Source organism: Nonomuraea sp. NPDC049421 (genome assembly GCF_040677005.1).
Taxonomy (GTDB): Bacteria; Actinomycetota; Actinomycetes; order Streptosporangiales; family Streptosporangiaceae; genus Nonomuraea; species Nonomuraea salmonea.
Window position 1 is genome coordinate 1 of record NZ_JBFAQA010000059.1, and the last position, 22,543, is coordinate 22,543.

A 22,543-nucleotide genomic window follows, 5' to 3' on the forward strand; every position below is an offset into this window, starting at 1 on the left:
TGCTCTCCGACGGCACCGAGCCCGAGGCGCTCGCCGCCGCCACCGCCGACCCCGGCGCGTAGGGCCGTAGGCGTCCGGCGGGGGAGGTCAGGACGATGCCGGCCCCACCGCCCCGCCAAGCCCCGTCGCCCCGTGGGAGCCGGGCACGTCGCCGAACGCGGCGGCCCGCGCGTGCTCCTGGCACCGCGCCTCGTGGTCGCCGGTCCAGCCGTACCACTCCCTCATCCGCTGGAACTCGCGGGTGACCGTGGTGCCGGAGGTGGTGCGGGCGTCGGTGGAGATGGTGACGGCCAGCCCCTCGGCCAGCAGGCGGTCGGCGGGATGGGCGGCGGTCTCGCGTACCGCCCCGGTCTGCAGGTTGCTGGTCGGGCACATCTCCAAGGTGATGCCGTCACGCCTGAGCCGGTCGAGCAGGGCGGGGTCGTCCGCCGACCGCACCCCATGGCCGATGCGCGCGGCGCCGAGCACGTCGAGCGCCTCCCACACGCTCTCCGGCCCGGCCGCCTCGCCCGCGTGCACGGTGACGGGGAGCCCGGCGGCGTGCGCGGCGGCGAAGGCCGGCAGGTGCGGCGCGCCGGGGCGGCTCTCGTCTCCGGCCAGGTCCACGCCGGCGACCGATCCTCGGTGGCGCAGCGCGGCGGCCACGACCCGCTCACTGGTCTCCGGCGGCTGCTGGCGCAGGCAGCACAGGAGGAGCGCGCAGCGGACGCCCGTCTGCTCCGATCCGCCCGCCAGGCCGTCGGCCACCGCCTCGACCGCCTCGTCGAGGGTCATGCCCCGCTCGCCGTGCAGCTGCGGCGCGAACCTGGCCTCGCCGTACACGACGCCGTCGGCGTGCCAGTCGTGCACGAGCTCCAGCGCCGCCCGGCGCAGCGCCTCGGGGGTCTGCAGCACCCGCAGGATCGGGTCGAGGTAGGTGAGGTAGGTCATCAGGTCGCCGCACTCGCGCGGGGCGACCACCAGCGACTCGACGGGTGCGCCCAGCGTGATGCCCTGCTGCCCGGCCAGCTCGGCGACCGTGGCGGGACGTACCGAACCGTCGAGATGGCAGTGCAGTTCGTAGCGGCCGGTCATGCGCGTGCCTCCTCCGGCGCCAGCAGGCCGAACAACAGTTCCTTGAAGCCCTTCTCGTCCACGCGGCGGACGAGGGTGACGTTGGGCGGCGGGCCGGTCAGCCGCCGCTCGACCATGGTCTGGCCCCGGGCCTCGTCCCCGAGCGCGATCCGCACGTGCGCCGTCTCCCGCTCGGCCACCAGACCGGGGCGCAGCGCCACCGCCATGGCCACCGGGTCGGGCAGGTCATAACCGGAGAGCCCGGTCACCCGGGCGGCCCACTCGGTCACCTTGCGGTTGATCCGGTGAGTGAAACCGGCCAGCGGGGAGTCCAGGGCGAGCAGCCGTTCCTGGTCGGCCGGCGTCATCACCGCGTCGCGCCGGGAGACGTCCCAGCCGATCCAGGTGACCCGGCCGGGATCGGCCGTCGCGAGGACGACCTGCGCGGCCTCGGGGTCCGCCCAGACGTTGAACTCCGCCGTCGCGCTGATGTTGCCGACCGCGTCGGGCGCGCCGGCCATGCAGTACACGTGCCGGTAGCGGCCCAGCAGGTCGCGGTCGCGCAGCAGCGCTGCGGCCAGATTGGTCAGCGGCCCGAGGGTGACCAGCGTGTACTCGCCCGGCCGTTCACGGGGCCGGTCGAGCAGCACGTCGACGGCGTGCCCGGCTTGGGGACGGCTCGCGGGCCCGGGCAGGCCGAGGTCGCCCATCCCGTCGTCGCCGTGCACCGGCTGCGCGGTGGACAGCGGGCGCACCATCGGGCGGTCGCAGCCCTCGAACACCGGCACGCCGTCCATCCCGGCGACTTCCAGGGTGAGCAGCGCGTTGCGGGTGGCCTGCCGCAGCGGGACGTTGCCCGCGACGGTGGTCACCGCGTCCAGCTCGGCGCTCTCGTCGCGCGCGGCGAGCAGCAGCGCCACGGCGTCGTCGGACGCGGTGTCGGTGTCCACGATCAGTTTCATCACGGCTCCGTGAAGGGGCAGTTGTCTAAACGTTTAGAATCGGTGTCGGGTGCAACGATGGTGGCCGCGCACGTGAGCTGTCAAGAAGGGAGCGGGCATGGCGGTGACGATGGCCGACGTGGCCCGCCGCGCCGGGACCTCGATCGCGGTGGTGAGCTACGTCGTGAACGGCGGGCCACGGCCGGTCGCGGCGCGCACGCGGGAACGTGTCATCGCCGCCGCGGCCGAGCTCGGGTACCGGCACAACCGGGTGGCCGCCGCGCTGCGCTCCGGCTCCTCCGGCCTGGTCGGCGTCGTGCTTCCCGACACGGTCAACCCCTACTTCGCGGCCCTCGGTCAGCGGCTGGAGGAGGCCCTCACCGCCTCCGGCAAGCTGATGGTCGCGGCGAACTCGGGCTACGATGGGCAGCGCCAGGCCGCCGTGATCGACGCCCTGCTGGGCGCGCAGGTCGACGGCCTGATCGTCGTCTCGACCCCGGGCGCCGACGACCCGGCCGGCCTCGCGGCCGAGAGCGGCGTCCCGCTCGTGCACGTCCACCATCGGCCGCCCGGCTCGGACACGACGCTCGTGGCCGCCGACAACGCCGCCGGGGTCGCCGCGGCGGTCGCCCACCTGCGCGGGCACGGGCACGACCGGGTCGACTTCCTGGCCGGCCTCACCGACGAGGGTCCCGTGGGCGACCGCGTCGCGGCCTGGCGAGCGACCGGCGTGCCGGGTGAGCTGCTGCGCTCCGAGTACGGCCGGGCCGCCGCCGCCCGTCTCGTGGCCGGGCTGGAGGCCGTGCCGCGGGCGCTGGTCGCGGCGACCGACGAACAGGCCGTCGGCGTGCTCGCCGGCTGCGGCGCTGTGGGCGTCGAGGTGCCTGGCAGGCTCGCCCTGATCAGCTGCGACGGGACCCCGGAGAGCGGGTTCACCGTGCCGCCGCTCACCACGGTGGAACAGCCGCTCGCCGAGATGGCCCGCCGGGCCGTGCGCCACCTGCTCGGCGAGCCCGCGCCTGGCACCCCTCCGACGGCCACGCTCGCGATCCGGCGGAGCTGCGGCTGTCCCCACCCGGGCTTCTCCGGGGCCGAGGCGATGGACACCGAGATCGAGGCGGCGCCCCCGGTGGCCGAGCGCGATGCCGGTCCACGCGGAGCCGAACCGGACGGGCGGCGCAGGTAGTCACCTCGCCGTCCAGCGCGGACCGCCGGGCGCCATGCCCGCTTGACAGCCCACGTGCGCGGCCGCCATCGTTGCACTCGATCTAAACGTTTAGAAAGCCCGGAGCCCCGATGAAACCGAGCGTCCGACGACGCTGTGGCGCTGCCGCCCGCCGCGCGCCACGACACTCGGCAACACACGATGGAGCGTCAACCGTCCCCGGGCGCTCGCCGCCCCATCGACTACGCGCGGCGTCACGAACCGCGGGCGCACCGCTGCGGTCAAGACCCAGGCCATGACGGCCGCCTGCCAAGACCCGTTCCAACCTGAAAGAAGCCCCATGCAAATCGCACCCCATCTGCACCGCCTGGGTAACGATCTCGTGGCCTGCTACCTCGTCGACACCCCCGAGGGCATCACGCTCATCGACGCGGGACTGCCCGGCCACTGGCGGGATCTGCAGCGCGAACTCCGCTCCCTGGGCAAGTCCGTCGACGACATCCGCGGACTCGTACTGACCCACGGAGACTCCGACCACATCGGCTTCGCCGAACGCCTGCGAAGCGCACACGGCGTACCGGTGTTCGTGCATGCCGCCGACGCCGTCCGCACCCGTACGGGAGACAAGCCCAAGGTCGCGTTCGGCCCCATGCGTCTCGGCCCGACGCTCGGATTCTTCGGTTACTCCCTCCGCAAGAACGGTCTGCGCACCCGCTACGTCGGCGACGTCACCGAGATCGGCGATGGCGACGTCCTGGACCTGCCGGGCAATCCGGTGATCGTGGGCATGTCGGGGCACTCTCCGGGAAGCGTGGCGGTGCACGTCCCGCTCGCCGACGCGGTCTTCGTCGGCGACGCCCTCACCACGCGGCACGTCCTCACCGGGCGCGAAGGCCCCCAGCCCGCACCCTTCACCGACGACCCAGCCGAAGCACTCTCCTCCCTCGACCGGATCGCCGGGCTGCCGGCATCCTGGGTGCTCCCCGGCCATGGCGCCCCCTGGCGCACCTCACCCTCGCAGGTGAGCAAGGCGGTCCGAAACGGCTGAGCAGTAGGGCGTCGGCTCACGGTCTGGGACCTCGCCACAGGGAAGCACGTCAGCAAGACGACCTCCGCAACTCCCAAGCCCGCGGTCGGCCATGGGCCTGGCAAGATCGCCTTTCGCGAACGGCAGCCGCTTGACGGTCCTGCAAGAGGGGCCGGCCCGACATCGTGCGCACCATGGTGGCGAACAGCGGCGCCGTCGACAGGCTGGCCTTCAGCGCCGACGGCCGGTACGTGGCGGCCGGCAGCACCATCTGGGACCTGACCGACCCCCGGGACATGCCCGTCGGCGTCGCCCTCATGCCCGAGGGCCCGGCCGGCCGCGCGGTCAACCTCAACGGGCTCGCCGAGGCCGTCTACGCCAAGAGCAAGCACCCCGAGGAGGCCATGAAGCTGGCCGCCTGGCTCGGCACCGAGCAGCCGCAGAAGATGATGGCCGACGGCGGCTACGTCTTCCCCGTCATCACCGGCCTGGCGCAGGGCTACGTCGCCTACTGGAAGGCGAAGAAGCTCGACGTCTCGCCGTTCCTGGAGGAGCCGGAGGGCACCACGTTCCCGGTGCCGATCATCACCCGCTTCACCGGCTTCGAGACCAAGCTGAACCAGATCTTCAACGAGATGTACCTCGGCAAGCTCAGCCCGCAGCAGGCCGCCGACCAGGCCGTGTCCGAGGGCAACGCCTCCATCAAGTAAGGAAGATCGCCCACGCGCCGCCAGGCGCCACCCTGGTGCACTGCCACTCCGGCAAGGACAGGACCGGCCTGGCCAGCGCGCTGACGCTCACCCTGGCCGGGGTGGCGTCGGCCGACGTAGCCGAGGACTACGCCGAGACGGCCGCCCGCCTGAGCATCGACGCCCATCTGGCCGCCCTGCCCGGCGAGGCGGAGCGGGCCAGGTCCCGCCGGCTGTTCGCGAGGTCGGCGCCGGCACGATGCTCGCCACCCTCGTCCACCTGGACGACCGGTACGGCGGCGCCGCCTTGTACCTGCGGGAGGGCGGCCTGCCCCCCCGCGGACCTGGCCCTGCTCCGAACCCTGACCACCGACCCCTGACGCCGGCTCTGGCCTGCAGCTCCTCTGTCCGGCTCTGGTCTGCTCGTCTTCGTCATCCGTGCACGACGAACGCCCCCAGTCGCACGTGAATCGCCCCGGATCCGGTGGAGACTTCGGTGTGCTCCGAGTTCATGCCATCAGCGCGCGGGATGCACTCTCAGATGCGCTCCGTCGGGTTCGGCGCGATGCATCCAGGTGTCCGGACCCCGAACCAGGCCGTTTCACCCGATCGCCCTCATGCGCACCGAACCCGCCGGCCGGAATCAGCTACGCAGGGTCCACCGCTGGTTGGCCTGTCCGTTGCAGGACCACAGGATGAGTTTCGTGCCGTTGGCGGTGCCCTGCTCGAAGGCGTCGAGGCACAGCCCGGACTGCACGCCGGTGATGGTGCCGTTGCTGTTCACGTTCCACTGCTGGTTGGTCTGGCCGTTGCAGTCCCAGATGATCACTTGAGTGCCGTTGGCGGTGCCATGCCCGTAGGCGTCCAGGCACTTGTTGCCGTATACCTGCACCTGCTTGCCCGAGGTGTAGGTCCAGCGCTGCATGGTGCCGCCCCAGCATTCCCACAGCTGCACCTGGGTGCCGTTGGCGGTGCTGCCGTTCGGCACGTCGACGCACCGGCCGGACTGGTCGCCCAGGATCTGGACATTCTGCTGCGGGTCGCCGCCGCCCGCCGGCGCGTAGCCGGCGGCGGCGATGTTGGCCTGTACGGCGTTCTCGGTGGCCTCCGTCGGGTAGCCGGACGTCAACACGCCCTCGAAGAAGGTGCCCCGGCCGGTGACGCTGTTGTCGCCGCCGATGCCGAGCAGGATGGCGCCTTCCTTCTTCATCGGGTGGTAGCCGTTGGGGCGCCGTCCGTCGAAATAGGTCGTCAGGCCGCCCGACTGCGCGTTGCCGCCCCGGATCGCCCAGTGGTTCGGCTCGCCCTTGACCATGGCCGTGACGAAACGGTGGGTGATCGACGGGATGTTGTTGAAGCCCGCGTTCACTCCCGAGAACAGTCCCCACTCCAGGTCGGCCATGATCCAGGGGCCGGGTCCGGCCCCGTACCCCCACTGCTTACTGGCGCCGAAGTAGACGGTCTCCATGATGGCGGGGGAGTCGGCTATGCCATCCGTCTGCGCGTTGCCGTAGTCGAAGCAGCACCACTGGTTGTAGTGCGTGCCGTCGACGACGGCGTAGATGCCCTCGGGCTCGTCGCCCTTGGCGACGCCGTTGGTGTTGTTGTTGCGGTAGCCGGTGCCGGGCTCCACGCGGACACCGTACGCCTTCTGGCCGCGGATGGTGATCGGGGCCGCCTTCGCGTCGGCGAGATTGTCCCATCCGCCCGGAGCGGGGCCCTTCCAGTAGCCGGGCGGCGCCTGGGTGAGGCGGTTGTTGCGGCCGGACTGGTCATAGATGACGGTGATGAGGCAGGTCGTGTCGGCGCAGAACGAGTCCTGGGCGGCGGCGTTGACGACTCCGCCCGGGCTGAGGACGCCTATGTCGCGCGTGGTGTTGTCCGACGCGCGCCTGACCTGGTACAGCGGGCCGTTGTAGGCGCCGTACAGAGCACGGGTCGTGCTGTGTGCCGCCACGCACGGCGTCCCGCCCGCGGCGTAGATGTCACACGGCTGCGACGTCGCCGCCTGGGCCGTTGTGCCACCGCTCACCAGGCAGGCGGTGGCGAGCAACGCGCTCGCCCCGGCCGCGAGCGCCTTTTTCAGGCTCCCGAAAAGCATGATGCATTCCTTTCTCAATCGAATGCGGAGCGGATGGTGCCGGCACGGCAGGTAAAGGCATTATGTTAGCGCTAACATTTCATTGTTTCTCCGACACCGATTCGCGGGTGACGGTGATGTCGAGTCAATTCAAGGGAGGCCCGGACGTCAAGAACGTGGATCACGTCTTTTCGGCGGCCCCCGGTGCCGTCCGGCGCGCCGCCTGGGCTCTTACCATGACACGTTCGCACCGCTGCGATGAGATGTCGTGAAACTTTCATCTCCGCGTCCGCCGGGTGGTGAGCCGTCGCCCGCCTCGCCGAGCTGTCAGCTCGCTGTTGCGGCGTCTGAAAACCCCCAGATCGTGCGCCAGGTCGGTCACCTTACGCCCGCCTCGAGCAGATCCAGCACCTTGCGCCGAAACCCCGGCGGATAGCACCGCCGTCCCATGCCACTTTCCTCTCATCAAGTGGGCCGATGCGGCGATGCAGGTCATTGCCTCCATCGAGGCCACCGGAACTCGACCGGCGGCCTCGCGGGCCCGGCTTGACCTTGACCCAAGGTCAAGCCGGATGCTGACCGCATGACGCATTCACAGGCTTCCTCATGGGCCGGCATGGTGGCCGTCGACGACACGGCCCTGGCGGTCACCGATACCCGCGGCCCCGGTCAAACCGTCGTGTATCTCAACGGCTCCTATGCGAGCCAGCGCTCCTGGCGGCGGGTGATCGCCGAACTCGGCCCCCGGTGGCGACACCTCACCTACGACGAGCGCGCCCGCGGCAAGTCGAAGCGGTCGGCCGACTACTCCTTCGAGGGCTGTCTGCGCGACGTCGACGCGGTCATCGAGGCGACCGGGGTGGAGCGGCCGCTGCTGGTCGGCTGGTCCTATGGCGCGGCGCTGGCGGTGCACTGGGCCGATCGCAACCCCGGCCGGATCGCCGGTGTGGTCTCGGTCGACGGCGCGGTCCCCTGGGGGCTGACCGGTGAGGAGAACCGGGAGCGGATCCGGCGCGCGTTTCGCAACATGCGGCTGGGTCTGCCGCTCGCGCGCCCCTTCGGCCTGGCCGCCTTGATGAGTGCGGCTCAGCACGCCCAGGTCAACATCGAGATCAACGAGGTCTGCGCCGCCCTCGAACCCGTTCTGGACCGGCTGTCCTGCCCGGTGCGCTATATCCTGGCCTCCGGAGCCAACCTCGGCGGCGGCGCGGAGGAGATGGAGCAGATGCGCGCCTCCCTCGATCCGGTGCTCCACCGCAACCCCAACCTGCGGGTCAGCGCCAAAGTCGAGAGCAACCACACCCAGATCCTGCGCAAGGACTTCCGAGCGATCGCCGCCGCGGTGCGGGAGACCGCCGCCGCCGGGCAGGCGCGAAAGGATCGCTGAGCCCATGGCCGCAGGGGTGACCATCGGTCAGGCGGCCGCGTTCGCCGGCATCACGATCAAAACGGTGCGGCACTACCACAAGCTCGGGCTGGTGGAGGAGCCCGCGCGCGACAGCTCGGGGTACCGGCGTTACGGCTCGGCCGAGCTGTTGAGACTGGTGCAGGTCAAAACGCTCGCCGGCGCCGGGGTACCGCTGGCCGACATCGGCCCGCTGCTGGACTGCGACGCCGCGCCGTTCGCCGCGGCGCTCGCCGACGTCGAGCAGCACCTCACCGCCCGGATCGCCGCGCTGGCCGCACAAAGGGACATGCTCAACCGGCTCACCAGCGGCGACCGGACCTTGCTGCCCGACCGCGCCGTGGCGATGCTGGAGGCGATGCCGACCCTCGGCTTCACCCCGGAGGACGTACGCACCGCCCGGGAATCCTTCGTCCTGGCCAAGGCTCTGGTCCCCGAAAGCTTCGAGGATTACCTCGCCGCCATCGAACACGCGCTGCGCAACCCCCGATTCGTGGAGCTGACCAAGCGCAGCGCCGAAGTCATCGGCTGGCCACCGGATGATCCCCGCGTTGTGGAGCTGGCCGCCGACATGGCCGAGCACTACCTCGCCCACCCCGACCACCTCAGGATCGTGACCGGTCTGCAAGCCCATACCGAGACCGCGACCCGCTACCGGTTGATCGCCCACCACGGCGAAGAACGCGACTCCGCCGCGGCCCGCCTGGCCTCGCTCGTCGAAGCGAGGCTCCGCGCCGGCGGTATCGACATCCCCTGACCGGATCGAGGCTGAGACCCAGGAGTGGTTGGCAGAGAGCTCGTTCCCCGGGCCGCCGCAGCCCGGAGAACAAGCTCTCTCTGCCGCCCTGCGCGAGTGGGCCACCACCGTCGCCGCCGGGCAAGCCCCGGCCTCCTTCCCTGCGGTCCCGCCCATGTGGTGTACCTGGTACGGCCACTGGGACAAGGTCACCGACGCTGACGTGATCGAGAACCTGGAGCTGTCCGAGCGGCTCGGCCTCGGCGCGGATATGTTCCTCATCGACGACGGCTGCGAGGCGGAGATCGGCGACTGGCTGGAACCACGGCCGGCTTCGGCTCGCCGGCACGTCACCGTCGTCCCCGCGATCGTCCACGCGCCGCCAGGTGCCACCCTGGTGCACTGCCACTTCGGCAAGGACAGGACCGGCCTGGCCAGCGCGCTGACGCTCACCCTGGCCGGGGTGGCGTCGGCCGACGTAGCCGAGGACTACGCCGAGACGGCCGCCCGCCTGAGCATCGACGCCCATCTGGCCGCCCTGCCCGGCGAGGCGGAGCGGGCCAGGTCCCGCCGGCTGTTCGCCGAGGTCGGCGCCGGCACGATGCTCGCCACCCTCGCCCACCTGGACGACCGGTACGGCGGCGCCGCCGCGTACCTGCGGGAGGGCGGCCTGCCCCCCGCGGACCTGACCCTGCCCCGAACCCGCCTGACCACCGACCCCTGACACCACGGCCGCCTACCCACTGACAGTGATGACGGAGGGGAGCGCTGCTGCTCGTCCGTCATCGAGCGGTCCGGCTCGGCAGGCACTTCCGTTCATGGCCAGTGACTCCACGGCGGTCTCGGACATCAAGCGCCTCTTCCTTGATCACCAGATCCGCCGTCAGCCTTACAGTCCTCCGGCCGCCGCCGGCAGGTCTCCGGGGCCGGATCATGATCACGTAGGGTTGTGGGGTGTTGAGCATCGTCTCCAGCGCTCATCGGGCTCGGGTACCCGCTTCCCCGGCCGACCCGGAGAAGCCCATGGTGCCGCGACATCTGTACTTCGTCGCCGCGGGATTGGCAGCCCTGCTCAATGGATGGGCGTTCGCGGTCGTTCTCGGGGCGGGCGTTCCCGGGGCGCTGTTCGGGGCGTTGTACGGGCTGCCGGTGGTTGTGGCGTGGTACCGGCCGATGGTCGCGTGGGGGCTCATGCTGGGGCTGCTCCTCCTGGCGACGGCGCTCAGCGTCGCCGACTGGCGGCCCTGGCTCGTAAGTGAGTCGCTGACACAGGCGCCGGTGATCTTCACGCTGGCGCTGGTATCCGCGCGGCGGGTCACGGCCGTGGCGTTCCTGACCACTCTGGCCGCGGGGGTGCTGTCAGTGCTTTGGCTACGGCCCGAGTCGCCGCACGTGGTGCCGGCCATGGTGAGCTGGAGCCTGGGGCTGCTGGCTGTGACGATGATCGGGCACGGCTACAGGATGCGGCGTCTGAGCACCCTGCGGGTCGCGGAGGAGTACGGCAAGCGGCGGCTGCTGGAGGAGCGCGCGCGCATCGCCCGTGAGCTGCACGATCTGGTGGCTCATCACATGTCCGTCATCGCGGTGCAGGCCTCGACGGCCCCGTATCGGATCAAGGGCGTGGTGTCAGCAGAGGTGCTGCGGGAGTTCCACGACATCAACGCCGCCGCGAGCACCTCGCTGAAAGAGCTGCGGCAACTCCTCGGCGTGCTGCGGGGCGACCGGGACGACCCGCTGACAGCTCCGCAACCGAACCTCGACGGGCTGACCGAACTGGTGGAGTCGGCGCGGCGGGCGGGCACGCCGGTCCACCTGGAGTTGCCGGAGCACGCTCCCGAGGTCGGCGCGGCCATGTCGCTCACGGTGTACCGGATCGTGCAGGAGGCGCTGAGCAACGTGATCAAGCACGCCAACGGCGCCGCGACAGCGGTGACGATCGCCCTGGACGGCCCGAAACTGGTGGTCGAGGTGGTCAACGAGGCGGGGGCGGAGTCGGCGCCCGGGGCCGGGTACGGGCTGGTGGGCATGCGTGAACGGGTGACGCTCGCGGGTGGTGAGCTGTTCGCGGGAAGGCTGGCCGACGGGCGCTTCGCCGTGCGGGCCGTACTGCCTCAGGGGGAGAAATGATCTCCGTTCTGGTCGCGGACGATCAAGCGATGGTCAGGGGAGGATTCGCGGCGCTGCTGTCGGCGCAACCCGACGTCGCGGTCGTCGGCGAGGCCGCGGACGGCCTGGAGGCGGTGGATGTGGCCCGAAGGACGCGGCCGGACGTGGCGCTCATGGATGTCCGCATGCCGCGTCTCGACGGGCTGGAGGCCACCCGGCGGTTGGTCCAGAACGTTCCCGGCACCAAGGTGGTGATCCTGACCACGTTCGACATCGACGACTACGTGTACACGGCGCTGCGCGCCGGGGCCAGCGGCTTTCTGCTGAAGGACGCGCCGCCGGCCGATCTGATCAGCGCGGTGCGCGTGGTGGCCGCGGGGGAGGCGTTGCTGGCGCCGTCGGTGACCCGGCGGCTCATCGAGGAGTTCACGAGCAGGCAGTCGATCGACCAGCGCGAGGCGTTGCGGCTGAACGTGCTCACGCCCCGCGAGCTCGACGTGCTCAGGCTCATCGCCGACGGCCAGTCCAACGCCGACATCGCGCAAAGCCTGACCATCGCGGAGGAGACCGTCAAGTCCCACGTGGGGCGGATCCTGGGCAAGCTCCACCTGCGCGATCGGGCGCAGGCCGTGGTGCTGGCCTACGAGAGCGGCCTGGTGGTGGCCGGGCGTCACTCCGCAGAGGCACGGCGGAGCAGGCGGTTGCGCTCCTGAGGGTGATTCGCGTGCGCCGATCTCACTCCTACCGTCCCCGGCATGATCAGATTGTCGACGGCGGCCGCAGTGGCCCGCACGCTTTCCCGGGAGTCCGAACTGCGCGGGTTGGCGCACCTTGTGGGGCGTGGCGACGTATGCCTGGATATCGGCGCCGCCTACGGGATGTACACCTTTCCCCTCGCCCGCCTGGTTCGGCACACCGGGCGGGTGCACAGCTTCGAGCCGCTGCGCCTGCCGTACCGAATCCTGGAATCGGCGCGGCAGGCCGTGGGCGCCCGCCACGTGATCACCACCAATGCCGCGCTCGGCCCCTCCAACGGGCGGCAGAGGCTCCGCTTGCCGTACCGGTTCGGGCTGCCCAACCACGGCTGGGCTCACCTGCAGGTGGGAGTGAAACGTCCGGATGATTCCGGGGGCAGGACCCTGGAGGTGCCCGTTTACACCATCGACCACATGTGCGAGACCCGCAGGATTCCGTGGGTGGACTTCATGAAGGTGGACGTGGAGGGGTTCGAGTCGGCGGTCCTGGAAGGCGGGCGCCGTACGATCGAGCGCCATCGACCCCATCTGCTGCTGGAGATCGAGGACCGTCATCTCGACAAGTACGGCATGAGCGCGACCGATGTGACCGAGCCGCTGCTGAGGATGGGATACCGCATGTACATCTGGCGGCGCGGCCGCTGGCAGCGGACTGACGCGATAGACCATCGGCGCCGCAACTACCTGTTCAGCAGCCGGCTTCCCTGAGCGATCCGCTGCGCGGACTACGCCGGAACTGACAGGTCGGCCATGTAGCTCTGGTGGCCCTCGGGGCCGCTCACCGCTCCTCGGGCGGCGTCGACTGCTTGACCACCTCCACCGTGTGTTCCTGGAAGAACTCATGGTCGGCGTAGGGCACACCCAGCATCTCGCTCGACAAGCCGACCTGGCGGCGCGGGATCGGCGCCCATCAGATGGGAGCTGAGTCGGTGCTGCCGAACGAGCGGCGCCGCTTCCTGGTGCAGGTCGCTCGCCACTCGCCCGGACCTTTCGCCACGGAGCGTACAAGCTCAGATCGGTGCCCTTCGGTAAGTACTGCCGGATCAGCTTGTTGGTGCCGGTCCCGTCGGTGCAGGCCAACTGCTACACCTACGCCAACGCCTCACCCTGACGGGCGTCGACCCCACCGGCCAATCCTCCGAGGCGATCCTGCCAGGCGGCTCGCTCCGCGAGGCCGGCTCGGGTTGCGGAGGGTGCATCTCCAGCGCCCGCCTGCATCCAGTTGGCCACGTGAACGTCGGGCCCGTCCAGCGGCCTGTCGGCCGGCGGATCCGGTGCTCTTCCGGCCCCCGGAAAGAGAGCTACGAAACCGAATTGCGTAAGAAATGGGAAGGGGTACTCTGATACCGCAAGGAGATTGTCCACTATGTCACCAAGTGGGCTGTGGGTAAGCATTTCCTGGCCGCCGCGATCATCTATGAATTCCAAGCCTGGGAAGCGCAGCCGATGGCACTCCGAGGAAAACTCGTGCCCGCCGGCGTCGCGCTCAAAATGTTCGGCGAGTTCTCAACCCCGCCTCCTCCATCGAGGCCGCGGCGCTCTATATGAGATACTTGCATTGCGAACATCACCATGAAGGCCACCGCCGACGGAGGCGGATATCAAGAACGCGGTATCACCTGGGCGGAGACGGCCGTCGCCTACTGCGGTTGCTCGGGCGTCACCATGAGCGCCTCGACCCCTGAATTCGGCTGGAAGGATTTCGTCACCTGGATCGAGACGGGCAAACTGTCCTTGTCGAGCGAGGCCGAGGCGAATCGCCGCTACAATGCCACGCACCAGGGCTGGGCTGACAAAGCCGCTGGAGAATATCAGGAGTGTGCCAATGACGACGAGTGCGTCCTGTGGCGGCCTTTCCAAGGTGATGTCGGCGGTCACGGCCGTGTGCCTCGCGCTCGTGACCGCCGGCTGCGCCGCGTTCTTCCTGCCGGAGGAACTGAAGGTGGATCCCGCGGCCGTGGAGGAGGTCCACGACATCGGCACGGTGTTCACCCGCACCATGGCCGATCCGATCTATGGCAACACGATTCAGCTCGAAGACATCCTCATCATGGACGTCGGCGGATCGGGCGTCGACGAAGCGCTGGACATCGCGCGTGAACGGCTGGCGCAGCGCGGCTGGAAGGTCGTAGGCGCCAGCGAGCGACTGCTGGTGATGGAGTCGGCCAAGTGGGAGGGGACGACCCTTCAGGCCGCTGGTGTCGACCGGTTCGAGTCGTACGGAGCTGAACGAGAGACCGAGATCCTCAAGGAGTTGGAGACCGATCCGGCCAAGGCGGACAAGTATCTGGTGGTGAGCCTGTCGCCTGCCAAGTGATGTGGAGGGTTGCGGTAGCGGCCTGCTCCGTGCGCGAGCCCCTATGTCACGGAGAACCGGGACCGGCCACGCCCGTGCCCGGTTCTCGGCCTTGAGCTCAGAACATTGCTCCTGAAAGCGCTTGGACGACGGCGCTTACGCTGCGCCGGCGGCGCGGCCGACACGCACTCGGCCATTGACGACCCCTGGAGGGATCGCCACCCGAGCCGGAATGCCTACGTTGCTGCGCGAATTGCGCGGGGCCTGCACGACGCTCGAGGGCGATGATCCCCTGCGTGCCCATGCCCTGTCGGCCGAGGCGCACCACGTCGCCGCATCCATGCTGCTTAAGCAGGAAGACCAAGGGCTGTCTGGCTGGAGGTCACCACCGGGCTGCGACCGACGCCGCTCGTACGGCAGCGTTGCGCATGACTGCCATGATGGGCCGCCCGTCCCCTGACGACCTCTCCGTCTACGGATCGCTGCTGCTCAGGGGCGTCATCGCCGCCGCCCACGGCGGTACGAGGCAGGTGATCACCGAGTTGCTCGATAAAGCCGCTGAAGCCGGCAGCAGGCTTGGGCAGGACGGCAACCACATGTGGACCGCGTTCGGCCTCGACAACGTGCTGTGTCATCGCACGCATATCGCACTCAGCCAGGGCGATGCCGGCACTGCGATCGAGACACCTTGCAAAAATCCTCATTGTTCTATCATGATTAGAACATGTTGTACCGCGTGGACCCGAGCAGCAGCACGCCGCTGAGCGATCAGATCGCCGGATGCGTCCGCCGCGGCATCGCCGACGGCTTGCTGTCCCCCGGAGACAGGCTGCCGGCCGGCCGCGAGCTGGCCTCGTCGCTGGGGGTCAACATGCACACCGTGCTGCGCGCCTACGCCGACCTGCGCGACGAAGGACTGATCGAACTACGCCCCGGGCGCGGTGCGACCGTCACCAGGACGAACCCGCGCGAGCTGGCACAGCTCATGCAGACCGTCCGGCAACTCGTCGCCGCAGCCCGCCGCGCGGGCCTGGGCCGGGAAGAACTGATGTCGCTGGTGGGAAAGGAGTTCACGTGATCGGTAAGGTCCGGTGGCTGACGGGTATGGTCGCTTTGCCCGCCGTGGTGCTGGGTGGTGCCACGCTGACGGTGCTGGCCTGGCGGGAACGACTGCCTGCCGACCTTCCCAACAAGGGCGGTGCAGATGGGCGGCCCATCGTCTCCACCGTCACGGTCGAGCAGCTGAGCGGCGTGCTGCTCGGCGTCCCGGCGATCCTGTGGCTGGCTGGGCTGGCGGGGTTCGTGCTGGCCGGCCGCGCACCGGCGTCACGCGCCCATTGGATACGGGCTTCCATCCAGGTAACGGTGATCACGATCGCCGTCGCGCTGGCCGTGCCCCTGCTGGTCATCCTGCACGCGGCACTGGACGCCCCCACCGCCGCCCAGGCGGACACGCCCTCGGGAGCGGCGATGGGGGTGCTCGTCCCGCTGGCCGCGCTCGCCGGTGCTGTCGTCGCCTTCCTCCTGGCCGGTCGTCGCACCCCCGCAGGCCGCGCGACCGAAGCCCCTGACCCCGGCGCCCCCCGGCTGGACCTGAACGGCCAGGAGAGGGCCACCTGGCAGGAACGGCGCGTCATCCGGGCCGTCGACTGGGCAGTGGCCGCTCTGGTGCTGGCCGGTATGGCGATGACCGCCGTGCTGGTCCTGTCCGTGGGCTCTCCCGGATGGGCGGGGGCCACCGTCGTGATCGTCGCCGTGGCGTTCCTACCGATGCGTTCGTACCGGCTGACCATCGACGAGCGGACGGTGCGGGTCACGCTCGGCTTGATCAGCCGGGAGGTGGCCCTGAGCAGCGTACGCCGCGCCGACGCGACCGACGTTCAGGCGAGTCGGTGGCTGCTGGACGGAGCATTGCACGGTGCCGGAGCGGGCGTCGTGCTGCTGCCCGGCCCGGCACTGGCTCTGCGCCTGGCCGACGGCACCGACTTCCTGGCCTCCTGCCGCGACGCGCCCACCGCTGCCAGCTTGATCAACAGCATGCGTGACCATCAGGCCGCCTGACCATCCCGACGGCTCCCATGGTCGAGACTCCTGCGAAACCGGGCGTCGCGGCCGACGGTGACCAGCGAGACAGCGTTCCTGCTTGACTTTCCGCCGGTGATCCGCCGGTGATCCGCCGGTCCGCTGGAGCGGACCGGATTCACCACCGACCATGTGAGGGCCCGGTAGCCGCGCCTGGGGCCGCGATGCGGGTGCTCGCGCCGGTGACGGCCTGGTAAGTGCCCGGAACCCTGGGGCGTCCTGGTCTGAGGACGGGGGCTGTGGGCCTTCGCCGCCCGCGAAGCTGCTGGGTCCAGGTGGGCCGGGCTCCTCCATGCTTCAGGTGGTGGCCCTCTCGTACTGCGGGCGGCCGGTGGTGCGGTAGGTCTGGATCGTCAGTCCTTTCGGGGTGGACTGCAAGCCGACCAGTTCGAGCCCTATGTCCGAGCCAGTGGCGGGGAAGAGCCGCGTGCCTTGGCCGACGACCACGGGATAGGTGAGCAGCACGATCTCGTCGACCAGCCGGTGGTCGAGCAGCCAGCGAATCAGCGTGCCGCTGCCCCACACGTGCACCTCACCGCCCGGCCCGGCTCTCAGCTCGCCGATGGCGCCCGCGACGTCACCGGACAGGACCGTCGTGTTCGCCCACTGCGGATCGGTGAGCGTGGTCGAGGCGACGTACTTGGGCCGCGTGTTCAGCGCCTCTCCGACGGGGTTTCCCGGGTCCATGCCCGATCCCCAGGAGCCGGCGAAGATCTCGTAGGTCCGCCGGCCGAACAGGAACGCGTCGGCGCGCTGGAAGGTCTGGCTGATGAACGTCGAGGCCTCGTCGTCGAGCAGTGGCGGGGCCCATCCGAAGCGCTCGAATCCGCCGCTGCCATCCTCGTCCGGCGCGCCGGCTTCGCGCCGGATCCCTGCATCGATCCGTCGATGTCCCTGCGTCACTCCGTCGACGGAGACGTTCGTGACGGTCGTCAGTTTCATGATCGCCAGTTCCCTTCGCGCTGGGGTCGTCGTTCGGTACGACCTGAGCGCGGCGCCGAAGTCATCGGTCGTGCACGGATCCCCCTCGCATCGACACCCAGCACCCGCACGTGTCCGACCGGCTGCTCAGGCAAAGCCCTGACGCGGCGCAGCAAGGTGTCGCGGCCCACTTGCAGACCGAGCGAAGCTGCCAGGCGAACGCCGGCCCGGCCCGCCAGCTCCATCCCTATCGATGCAAGTACCTGCTGCAGGGCGTCCGTGAAGCGCGCATGCGGCCGGGGCAGGCCCGGCACCTGCTCGGCGAACGTCTTCACCGGACACGTGACGCTCACACAGCGAAATCACCTGACCACCAACTCGATGATCACGCAGGCGCTACCCATCACGGCGTCCTTGAGCCGGCGCACGTACCTGCCGTGAACCCAAGCCGATACCCCGCCACAGCTCGTGCACGCAGCCCGCACCCCACTTACCCGAGCACGAATATTCACCATCCCGCCCTCGCGCTTGGCATCCTCCACGGTCAGCACCGTCAGGTGCGGGAGCAGAACGTCGATCCACTGCGCAAGACACAAAGATCATTACTCCTTCGTGGAACCCGTAACGAGACCCGAGGATCACGCAATCTGCGACAGAGCCAAGCTGCGCGAGGGCTAGGTCGCCAACCGCCCCATCTACGTCGCGTTGGCGGTGACGGTGGACGGGGAGCGCGACATTCTCGGGCTGTGGGCCGGCGACGGCGGCGAGGGCGCCAAGTTCTGGCTGCATGTGCTGACCGAGATCAAGAACCGCGGCTCGGGCGATGCGCTGATGGTAGTCTGCGACGGCCTCAAAGGACTGCCGCAAGCCATCGAGCAGACCTGGCCCCAGGCCGTGGTCCAAACGTGTGTCGTCCACCTGCTGCGCGCCTCGTTCCGATACGCGGCCCGCCGGCACTGGGACGCCATCGCCAAGGCGCTGAAGCCCGTCTACACCGCCCCGACCGAAGCAGCCGCGCTCGAGCGTTTCATGGAGTTCGCCGGGGTCTGGGGCGGCAAGTATCCGGCGATCGTAAAGCTGTGGGAGGACGCCTGGGCCGAGATCGTGCCCTTCCTGTCCTTCGACGCCGAGATCCGCCGGGTGATCTGCTCGACCAACGCCATCGAGTCCGTCAACGCCCGCATCCGGCGTACGGTCAAGGCCCGCGGCCACTTCCCGAACGAGCAGGCCGCGCTCAAGTGCGTCTACATGGTGATCATGAGCCTGGACCCGACCGGCAAGGGCCGCAAACGCTGGATCACCCGCTGGAAAGCCGCCCTGAACGCCTTCGCCATCACCTTCGAAGGCCGCCTGACCCCAACCACCCGCTAAACAAGTCACGCAGAGTTACACCGTCTACTGGACAGACCCGGCGATCCTAAGGCGACCCGCATAAAACGCGCAGTTGAACAATTCAATCTGATCGCTGTCTACCGGGCGGCCCACTGTCTCGCCGCATCATCTCCTCAGCGGCGCAAACCTGAGGGGTACGAGGGTCTGTCCAGTAGACCGTACAGTCCCGTATGGCGGGACGTCCTGACGGTGGAGCGGAGCAGCCCGGTGGCCAGAGCCTGAGCGCGCGGCCCGCATCGTCACCGGCGTGCGAGCCGATCATGGCATCTGAAGACGTGTCACATGGGAATTCATCTGATCTTGGGCCGCGTAGCGCTTTCGTCCATGCCCAGCCGCACCGCGAGTTCGGCCGCGACGGGCGCGTCCAGCACCCGGTAGAGCTCGTACGCGCGCATCAGCAGTTCCCGGGTATCCGGATCACCGCGCTGCTCGCTCGCGGCGGCGAGGGCCATCAGCGTGCGCGCCTGTAACGCGGGGACCTGCTCGTCGGTCCAGTAGCGCAGGGACCGGTGAAGGCGCTCGATGGCTCGTGGGTCACCGAGACGGGCTTCGACCTCGCCGAGGCTCAGCTCGGTGAGCGCCAGTCCCCAGCGGTGTCCCTTGTAACGGAACAGGTCGGCCGCGGCGGTCAGCGTCTCTTCGACCTCGTCCCACCGGTGGGGGTCACGCGCCAACGCCTCACCCAGCGTACGCAGGCTCTGCGCGGCACCGATCAGGTCCCCGACCTGCTCGAACGTCACGACGGCCGCCCGGGCGGCCTGCTCCGCCTGCCGGGGCCGATCGCACGCCAGCAGGGCTCCGGCGAGACCTCGCAGGGCGTACGCCTCCACCGACCGCGCGCCACACGAGCGGGCGATGTCCAGCGCGGCCTCCACGACCTCGACGGCCTCGGCCGTTTCACCCCGTTCTCGCAGCGTGAAGCCGAGCATCGTGAGCGCGAGGGACCTGGAGAGAGGGAGGCCGGCCCGTTCCAGCCCTTCGACGGCCGCCCGCAGCTCCGCCTCCGCCTCGTGGACGCGGCCGGTGATGGACAGCATGAGGCCGAGTTCCTTGCCGGCCAGGGCGACCCCGGCCACGTCGCCGACATCTCTCGCCAGCGCCTGTGCGGCGTACAGGGTCGAGATGGTGGTGTCGTGGTCGTCGTGCTCGACCAGGCAGCTGCCGAGCCCGCGCAGCATCGTCGCCTCACCCGAACGGTCACCGGCCCGCCGGCAGGCGTCCAGCGCCACGTTCATGGCCTGCTGCCAGTCGTCATAGTGCCCGCGCAGGTCGTAGAAGTCGGCGGTGCAGCCGGCCAGGCAGCGAGCGAGCACGGCCTGATCCGCCTCCGCGCAGGCCGGCACCAGCCCGCCCAGCGCCTCCCGTTCGGCTTCGAACCACTCGACAGGCTGGCCGGCGGCGACGGCGGCCACGCGCTGATCGGTGATGGCCGCCGGGTGATCCCTGTCATCGAGGTAGAGACGCGTACAGTCCAGGTGGTCCTGAGCCTGCCGGGCCAGGGCCAGCCATCCGGTGGCGGCACGGCTCAGCGCGGCCGTCCACTCCGCCTGGCCGATCTCGGCTTCGCGGCGCTCGCGCGCGTACAGCCGGATGATGTCGTGGAACCGGTATCGCGGCTGACCCGCCGGGTCGCAGCCGAGTGCCTCCAGCAGCCGCGCGTCGAGCAGCTCTTCGAGTACGGCGGCTCCCGCGGCCGGATCGACGCCCAGCAGGGGGGCCACCGGCCATCCAGGAAAGGACGGCACTCCCAGCTCGCCGAGCAGGGCGAACGCCCGGGCGGCGGCAGGTGTGAGCCGTTGGTGGGTGAGGTGCAGCCCGGATCGTACGGCCAGGTCGCCGTGGCGCAGCTCATCGAGCCGGCTGCGCTCGTCGGCCAGCCGCTCGTTGAAGGTTTCGACCGTCCAGTGCGGACGCGCGGCCAGCCGCGCTCCGGCGATCCGGACGGCCAGCGGCAGCCTGCCGCACAACGCGACCAGGTCTGCTGCCGCCGAGAGTTCGGCACGCACCCGGTCCTCACCGGCGACCAGGCAGAGCAGCTTGACAGCCGCCGGGCCGGGCAGCGGCCGCAGATCAATGGAGGTCACGCCGGGAAGGCCGGTCAGCGGCAACCGGCTGGTGACCACCACGGCGACGCGATCGGCCGGGAGCAGCGGTTCCACCTGGTGGTACCCGCCCGCGTCGTCGATGACGAGGAGCACTCGCTGTGCCGCCACCCGGTCCCGGAACAGCGCGGCGCGGGCATCGCTACCGGCGGGCAAGGCGGATCCGTCCACGCCCAGCGCCCGCAGCCACTGGGCGAGCACGTCGGCGGGGTCGGCGGGATCGGCGCCTGCGCCGCGCAGCGTCGCGTACAGATGTCCGTCAGGGAACCACGATGAGAACCGGTGGCCGGCGTGGACGGCCAGCGCTGTCTTGCCGACGCCTGGCGGTCCTGACAGCACCGCCAGCCTCGTGCCGTTGCCGTCAGGATCGAGGGCTGTCCGTAATCGGGCCAGTTCCCCGTCCCGCCCGACGAAGTCGGGAAGGTCTGCGGGCAGTTGCCGCCACTTCAGGTCGGAGGGGATCGTCGTTCCCTTGTCGTCGCGGCCCGGCCGGCCGGTGCGGCCGGCCCAGATCAGGGCGTGGCCGGCGGCGATGAACTCCTCCCGCTCCTCGCCGGTCAGGTCGAGCGCCGTCGCCAGCTGCTCCAATGACCTGGGGCGCGGGCGCCGGCCCCGCGCGCGTTCGAGCTCGGCGATCGAGCGGGAGCTGATGCCCGCGCGCTCCGCCAGCGCCTCCTGGGTGAGGCGGCGACTGAGCCGGTGGCGTCGAAGCAGCTCACTGAATGCGTTCCCCACGGCTGACGCCTTCCGTGATCGGCTGCGGAGTCTGCCAGCTTATGGCGTGCGCGACGTCATGCTCAACGTCCGGTGGAACGTCCGGCTGAACGTCATGGTCTCCCGATCTCGTGTCGGGTTTGATGAAGACCGCCGCCTCGCCAAGCCCGTCAAGCGCTCCGAATCTCCGCACCCGTGCCCGTGACGCCGTGTGTCCTGTCCTGTCCGCGGGCGAACTCCGAGTCCACATCTCTTCTCCGGTCGAAGACCGGCCGGTGTAGCCAACTTTGGAGGAGTTTCATGGTCGTGTCCGCCGTCTTACGCGTCGGCATCTCCGCCGCGCTCGTCGCCACGTTCGGTGTGTTCGTTACGGCGAGCCCCGCGATGGCCGCCCCCGCTCTGCAGTTGCCCTTCCCCTGCGGACAGAAGTGGCAGCTGGACACGTGGCAACACGCTCCTGCGCTCGACATGGTGAAGGAGCCCGACCAGCACGGCACTGACGGTGCCACGCTGATCGCGCCGGCCGCCGGGACAGTGAATCAGTCCTTCTACCACAGCAACGCCGGTAATGTGATCCAGATCGATCATGGTGGTGGCTACTACACCACGTACCTGCACCTGGGCTACCGGGCCGTCTCGGTCGGGGCAAGGGTGCAGATGGGGACCACGATCGGCAAGGTCGGCGCGACCGGGCCGACCTCCAACGGACATCCGCACCTTCACTTCGAGCTCGGATACGACCGCGACGGTAACGGGTCGGCGTCGTGGGGGTACGCGGGATCCGAACGGGTCAGGCCGACCTTCAACGGTGTCACCTACGGTACGGCGAATGGCCAGACCTGGAACAATGTCACCAGCCGCAACTGTGGCGCCACCGGTTTCCAGGCTCCGGCGATGATGCGTGATGACGGTGACGGCACGATGACCATCTACCGGTGGTCGTCTACCGGTTCGTCGTTCGCACGGGCTAGTGACTACACCTCGGGCGGCTGGACCATGGCCAACACCGGGGATCTTGTTGCTTCGGGTGATGTTGACGCCGATGGCAGGGACGACATCGTCGCGGCTTACCAGAACGG

The 22,543-nt window shown here is 69.8% G+C and carries 21 protein-coding genes and 1 pseudogene; 16 read left to right on the forward strand and 6 right to left on the reverse strand.

Annotated elements, in window-relative coordinates; all coding sequences use genetic code 11:
* Positions 1 to 87: 87 nt before the first annotated feature.
* Entirely contained in the window at positions 88 to 1,074 is a 987-nt protein-coding gene (add, locus tag AB0K18_RS49490) for an adenosine deaminase (protein WP_364929926.1), read from the reverse strand.
* Entirely contained in the window at positions 1,071 to 2,015 is a 945-nt protein-coding gene (locus AB0K18_RS49495) for a nucleoside hydrolase (protein WP_364929928.1), read from the reverse strand. The genes add and AB0K18_RS49495 overlap by 4 nt, the downstream gene beginning before the upstream one ends.
* A 97-nt stretch (positions 2,016 to 2,112) precedes the next feature.
* Between AB0K18_RS49495 and AB0K18_RS49500 the strand changes: the two genes are divergently transcribed.
* From AB0K18_RS49500 to AB0K18_RS49515, 4 genes are all read left to right on the forward strand, one after another.
* Complete coding sequence (locus tag AB0K18_RS49500) at positions 2,113 to 3,180, forward strand: LacI family DNA-binding transcriptional regulator (protein WP_364929931.1); 1,068 nt, start codon at positions 2,113 to 2,115, stop codon at positions 3,178 to 3,180.
* A 319-nt stretch (positions 3,181 to 3,499) separates the two neighbouring features.
* A complete protein-coding gene (locus AB0K18_RS49505; RefSeq protein WP_364929934.1) occupies positions 3,500 to 4,207 on the forward strand; it encodes an MBL fold metallo-hydrolase in 708 nt (235 codons plus the stop codon).
* Positions 4,208 to 4,380: 173 nt separating this feature from the next.
* Positions 4,381 to 4,896: an extracellular solute-binding protein gene (locus AB0K18_RS49510; protein WP_364929937.1), complete on the forward strand. Its 516-nt coding sequence runs from the start codon at positions 4,381 to 4,383 to the stop codon at positions 4,894 to 4,896.
* A 35-nt stretch (positions 4,897 to 4,931) separates the two neighbouring features.
* A complete protein-coding gene (locus tag AB0K18_RS49515; protein WP_364929940.1) occupies positions 4,932 to 5,255 on the forward strand; it encodes a tyrosine-protein phosphatase in 324 nt (107 codons plus the stop codon).
* A 263-nt stretch (positions 5,256 to 5,518) separates the two neighbouring features.
* Here the strand turns inward: AB0K18_RS49515 and AB0K18_RS49520 are convergent, their stop codons facing one another.
* Complete coding sequence (locus AB0K18_RS49520; protein WP_364929943.1) at positions 5,519 to 6,976, reverse strand: arabinofuranosidase catalytic domain-containing protein; 1,458 nt, start codon at positions 6,974 to 6,976, stop codon at positions 5,519 to 5,521.
* Positions 6,977 to 7,538: 562 nt separating this feature from the next.
* Here AB0K18_RS49520 and AB0K18_RS49525 point away from each other — a divergent pair.
* The 10 genes from AB0K18_RS49525 to AB0K18_RS49570 all read left to right on the forward strand — a co-directional run bounded on the left by AB0K18_RS49525 (position 7,539) and on the right by AB0K18_RS49570 (position 16,314).
* Complete coding sequence (locus AB0K18_RS49525) at positions 7,539 to 8,342, forward strand: alpha/beta fold hydrolase (protein WP_364929946.1); 804 nt, start codon at positions 7,539 to 7,541, stop codon at positions 8,340 to 8,342.
* A 4-nt stretch (positions 8,343 to 8,346) separates the two neighbouring features.
* The gene (locus AB0K18_RS49530) at positions 8,347 to 9,117 is read left to right on the forward strand and encodes a MerR family transcriptional regulator (RefSeq protein ID WP_364929949.1); all 771 of its coding nucleotides are present in this window, start codon (positions 8,347 to 8,349) and stop codon (positions 9,115 to 9,117) included.
* 154 nt (positions 9,118 to 9,271) lie between these two features.
* Positions 9,272 to 9,820, forward strand: a complete 549-nt coding sequence (locus AB0K18_RS49535) for a tyrosine-protein phosphatase (protein WP_364929951.1) — start codon at positions 9,272 to 9,274, stop codon at positions 9,818 to 9,820.
* A gap of 299 nt (positions 9,821 to 10,119) precedes the next feature.
* Positions 10,120 to 11,223 carry a histidine kinase gene (locus AB0K18_RS49540; RefSeq protein WP_364929954.1) on the forward strand — a complete coding sequence of 368 codons (1,104 nt, stop codon included), beginning with the start codon at positions 10,120 to 10,122 and terminating at the stop codon, positions 11,221 to 11,223.
* Entirely contained in the window at positions 11,220 to 11,915 is a 696-nt protein-coding gene (locus AB0K18_RS49545) for a response regulator transcription factor (RefSeq protein ID WP_364929957.1), read from the forward strand. Before AB0K18_RS49540 ends, AB0K18_RS49545 begins: the two co-directional genes overlap by 4 nt.
* A gap of 42 nt (positions 11,916 to 11,957) precedes the next feature.
* Positions 11,958 to 12,665, forward strand: coding sequence for an FkbM family methyltransferase (locus tag AB0K18_RS49550; RefSeq protein ID WP_364385765.1), 708 nt, complete (start codon positions 11,958 to 11,960; stop codon positions 12,663 to 12,665).
* Positions 12,666 to 13,782: 1,117 nt separating this feature from the next.
* Complete coding sequence (locus AB0K18_RS49555) at positions 13,783 to 14,274, forward strand: hypothetical protein (RefSeq protein WP_364929961.1); 492 nt, start codon at positions 13,783 to 13,785, stop codon at positions 14,272 to 14,274.
* Between the two features lie 407 nt (positions 14,275 to 14,681).
* Positions 14,682 to 15,017, forward strand: a complete 336-nt coding sequence (locus AB0K18_RS49560; protein ID WP_364929963.1) for a hypothetical protein — start codon at positions 14,682 to 14,684, stop codon at positions 15,015 to 15,017.
* Positions 14,978 to 15,331 (forward strand): GntR family transcriptional regulator, encoded by a 354-nt coding sequence (locus AB0K18_RS49565; RefSeq protein ID WP_364929966.1) that lies wholly within the window; start codon positions 14,978 to 14,980, stop codon positions 15,329 to 15,331. Before AB0K18_RS49560 ends, AB0K18_RS49565 begins: the two co-directional genes overlap by 40 nt.
* Positions 15,328 to 16,314: a hypothetical protein gene (locus AB0K18_RS49570; protein WP_364929969.1), complete on the forward strand. Its 987-nt coding sequence runs from the start codon at positions 15,328 to 15,330 to the stop codon at positions 16,312 to 16,314. Before AB0K18_RS49565 ends, AB0K18_RS49570 begins: the two co-directional genes overlap by 4 nt.
* Positions 16,315 to 16,632: 318 nt before the next feature.
* Here the strand turns inward: AB0K18_RS49570 and AB0K18_RS49575 are convergent, their stop codons facing one another.
* Both AB0K18_RS49575 and AB0K18_RS49580 read right to left on the reverse strand, forming a co-directional pair.
* Positions 16,633 to 17,277 carry a dihydrofolate reductase family protein gene (locus tag AB0K18_RS49575; RefSeq protein WP_364385745.1) on the reverse strand — a complete coding sequence of 215 codons (645 nt, stop codon included), beginning with the start codon at positions 17,275 to 17,277 and terminating at the stop codon, positions 16,633 to 16,635.
* Positions 17,274 to 17,591, reverse strand: a complete 318-nt coding sequence (locus tag AB0K18_RS49580; protein ID WP_364385743.1) for a hypothetical protein — start codon at positions 17,589 to 17,591, stop codon at positions 17,274 to 17,276. The genes AB0K18_RS49575 and AB0K18_RS49580 overlap by 4 nt, the downstream gene beginning before the upstream one ends.
* 325 nt (positions 17,592 to 17,916) lie before the next feature.
* Between AB0K18_RS49580 and AB0K18_RS49585 the strand changes: the two are divergent.
* Positions 17,917 to 18,627: pseudogene (locus AB0K18_RS49585) on the forward strand (IS256 family transposase); the annotation flags it as partial.
* Positions 18,628 to 18,938: 311 nt separating this feature from the next.
* On the opposite strand, the gene AB0K18_RS49590 reads toward AB0K18_RS49585, so the two are convergent.
* Positions 18,939 to 21,485 (reverse strand): ATP-binding protein, encoded by a 2,547-nt coding sequence (locus AB0K18_RS49590; protein WP_364929974.1) that lies wholly within the window; start codon positions 21,483 to 21,485, stop codon positions 18,939 to 18,941.
* Between the two features lie 279 nt (positions 21,486 to 21,764).
* Between AB0K18_RS49590 and AB0K18_RS49595 the strand changes: the two genes are divergently transcribed.
* Positions 21,765 to 22,543 (forward strand): M23 family metallopeptidase (locus AB0K18_RS49595; protein ID WP_364929976.1); only part of this gene is annotated, 779 nt, incomplete at its 3' end.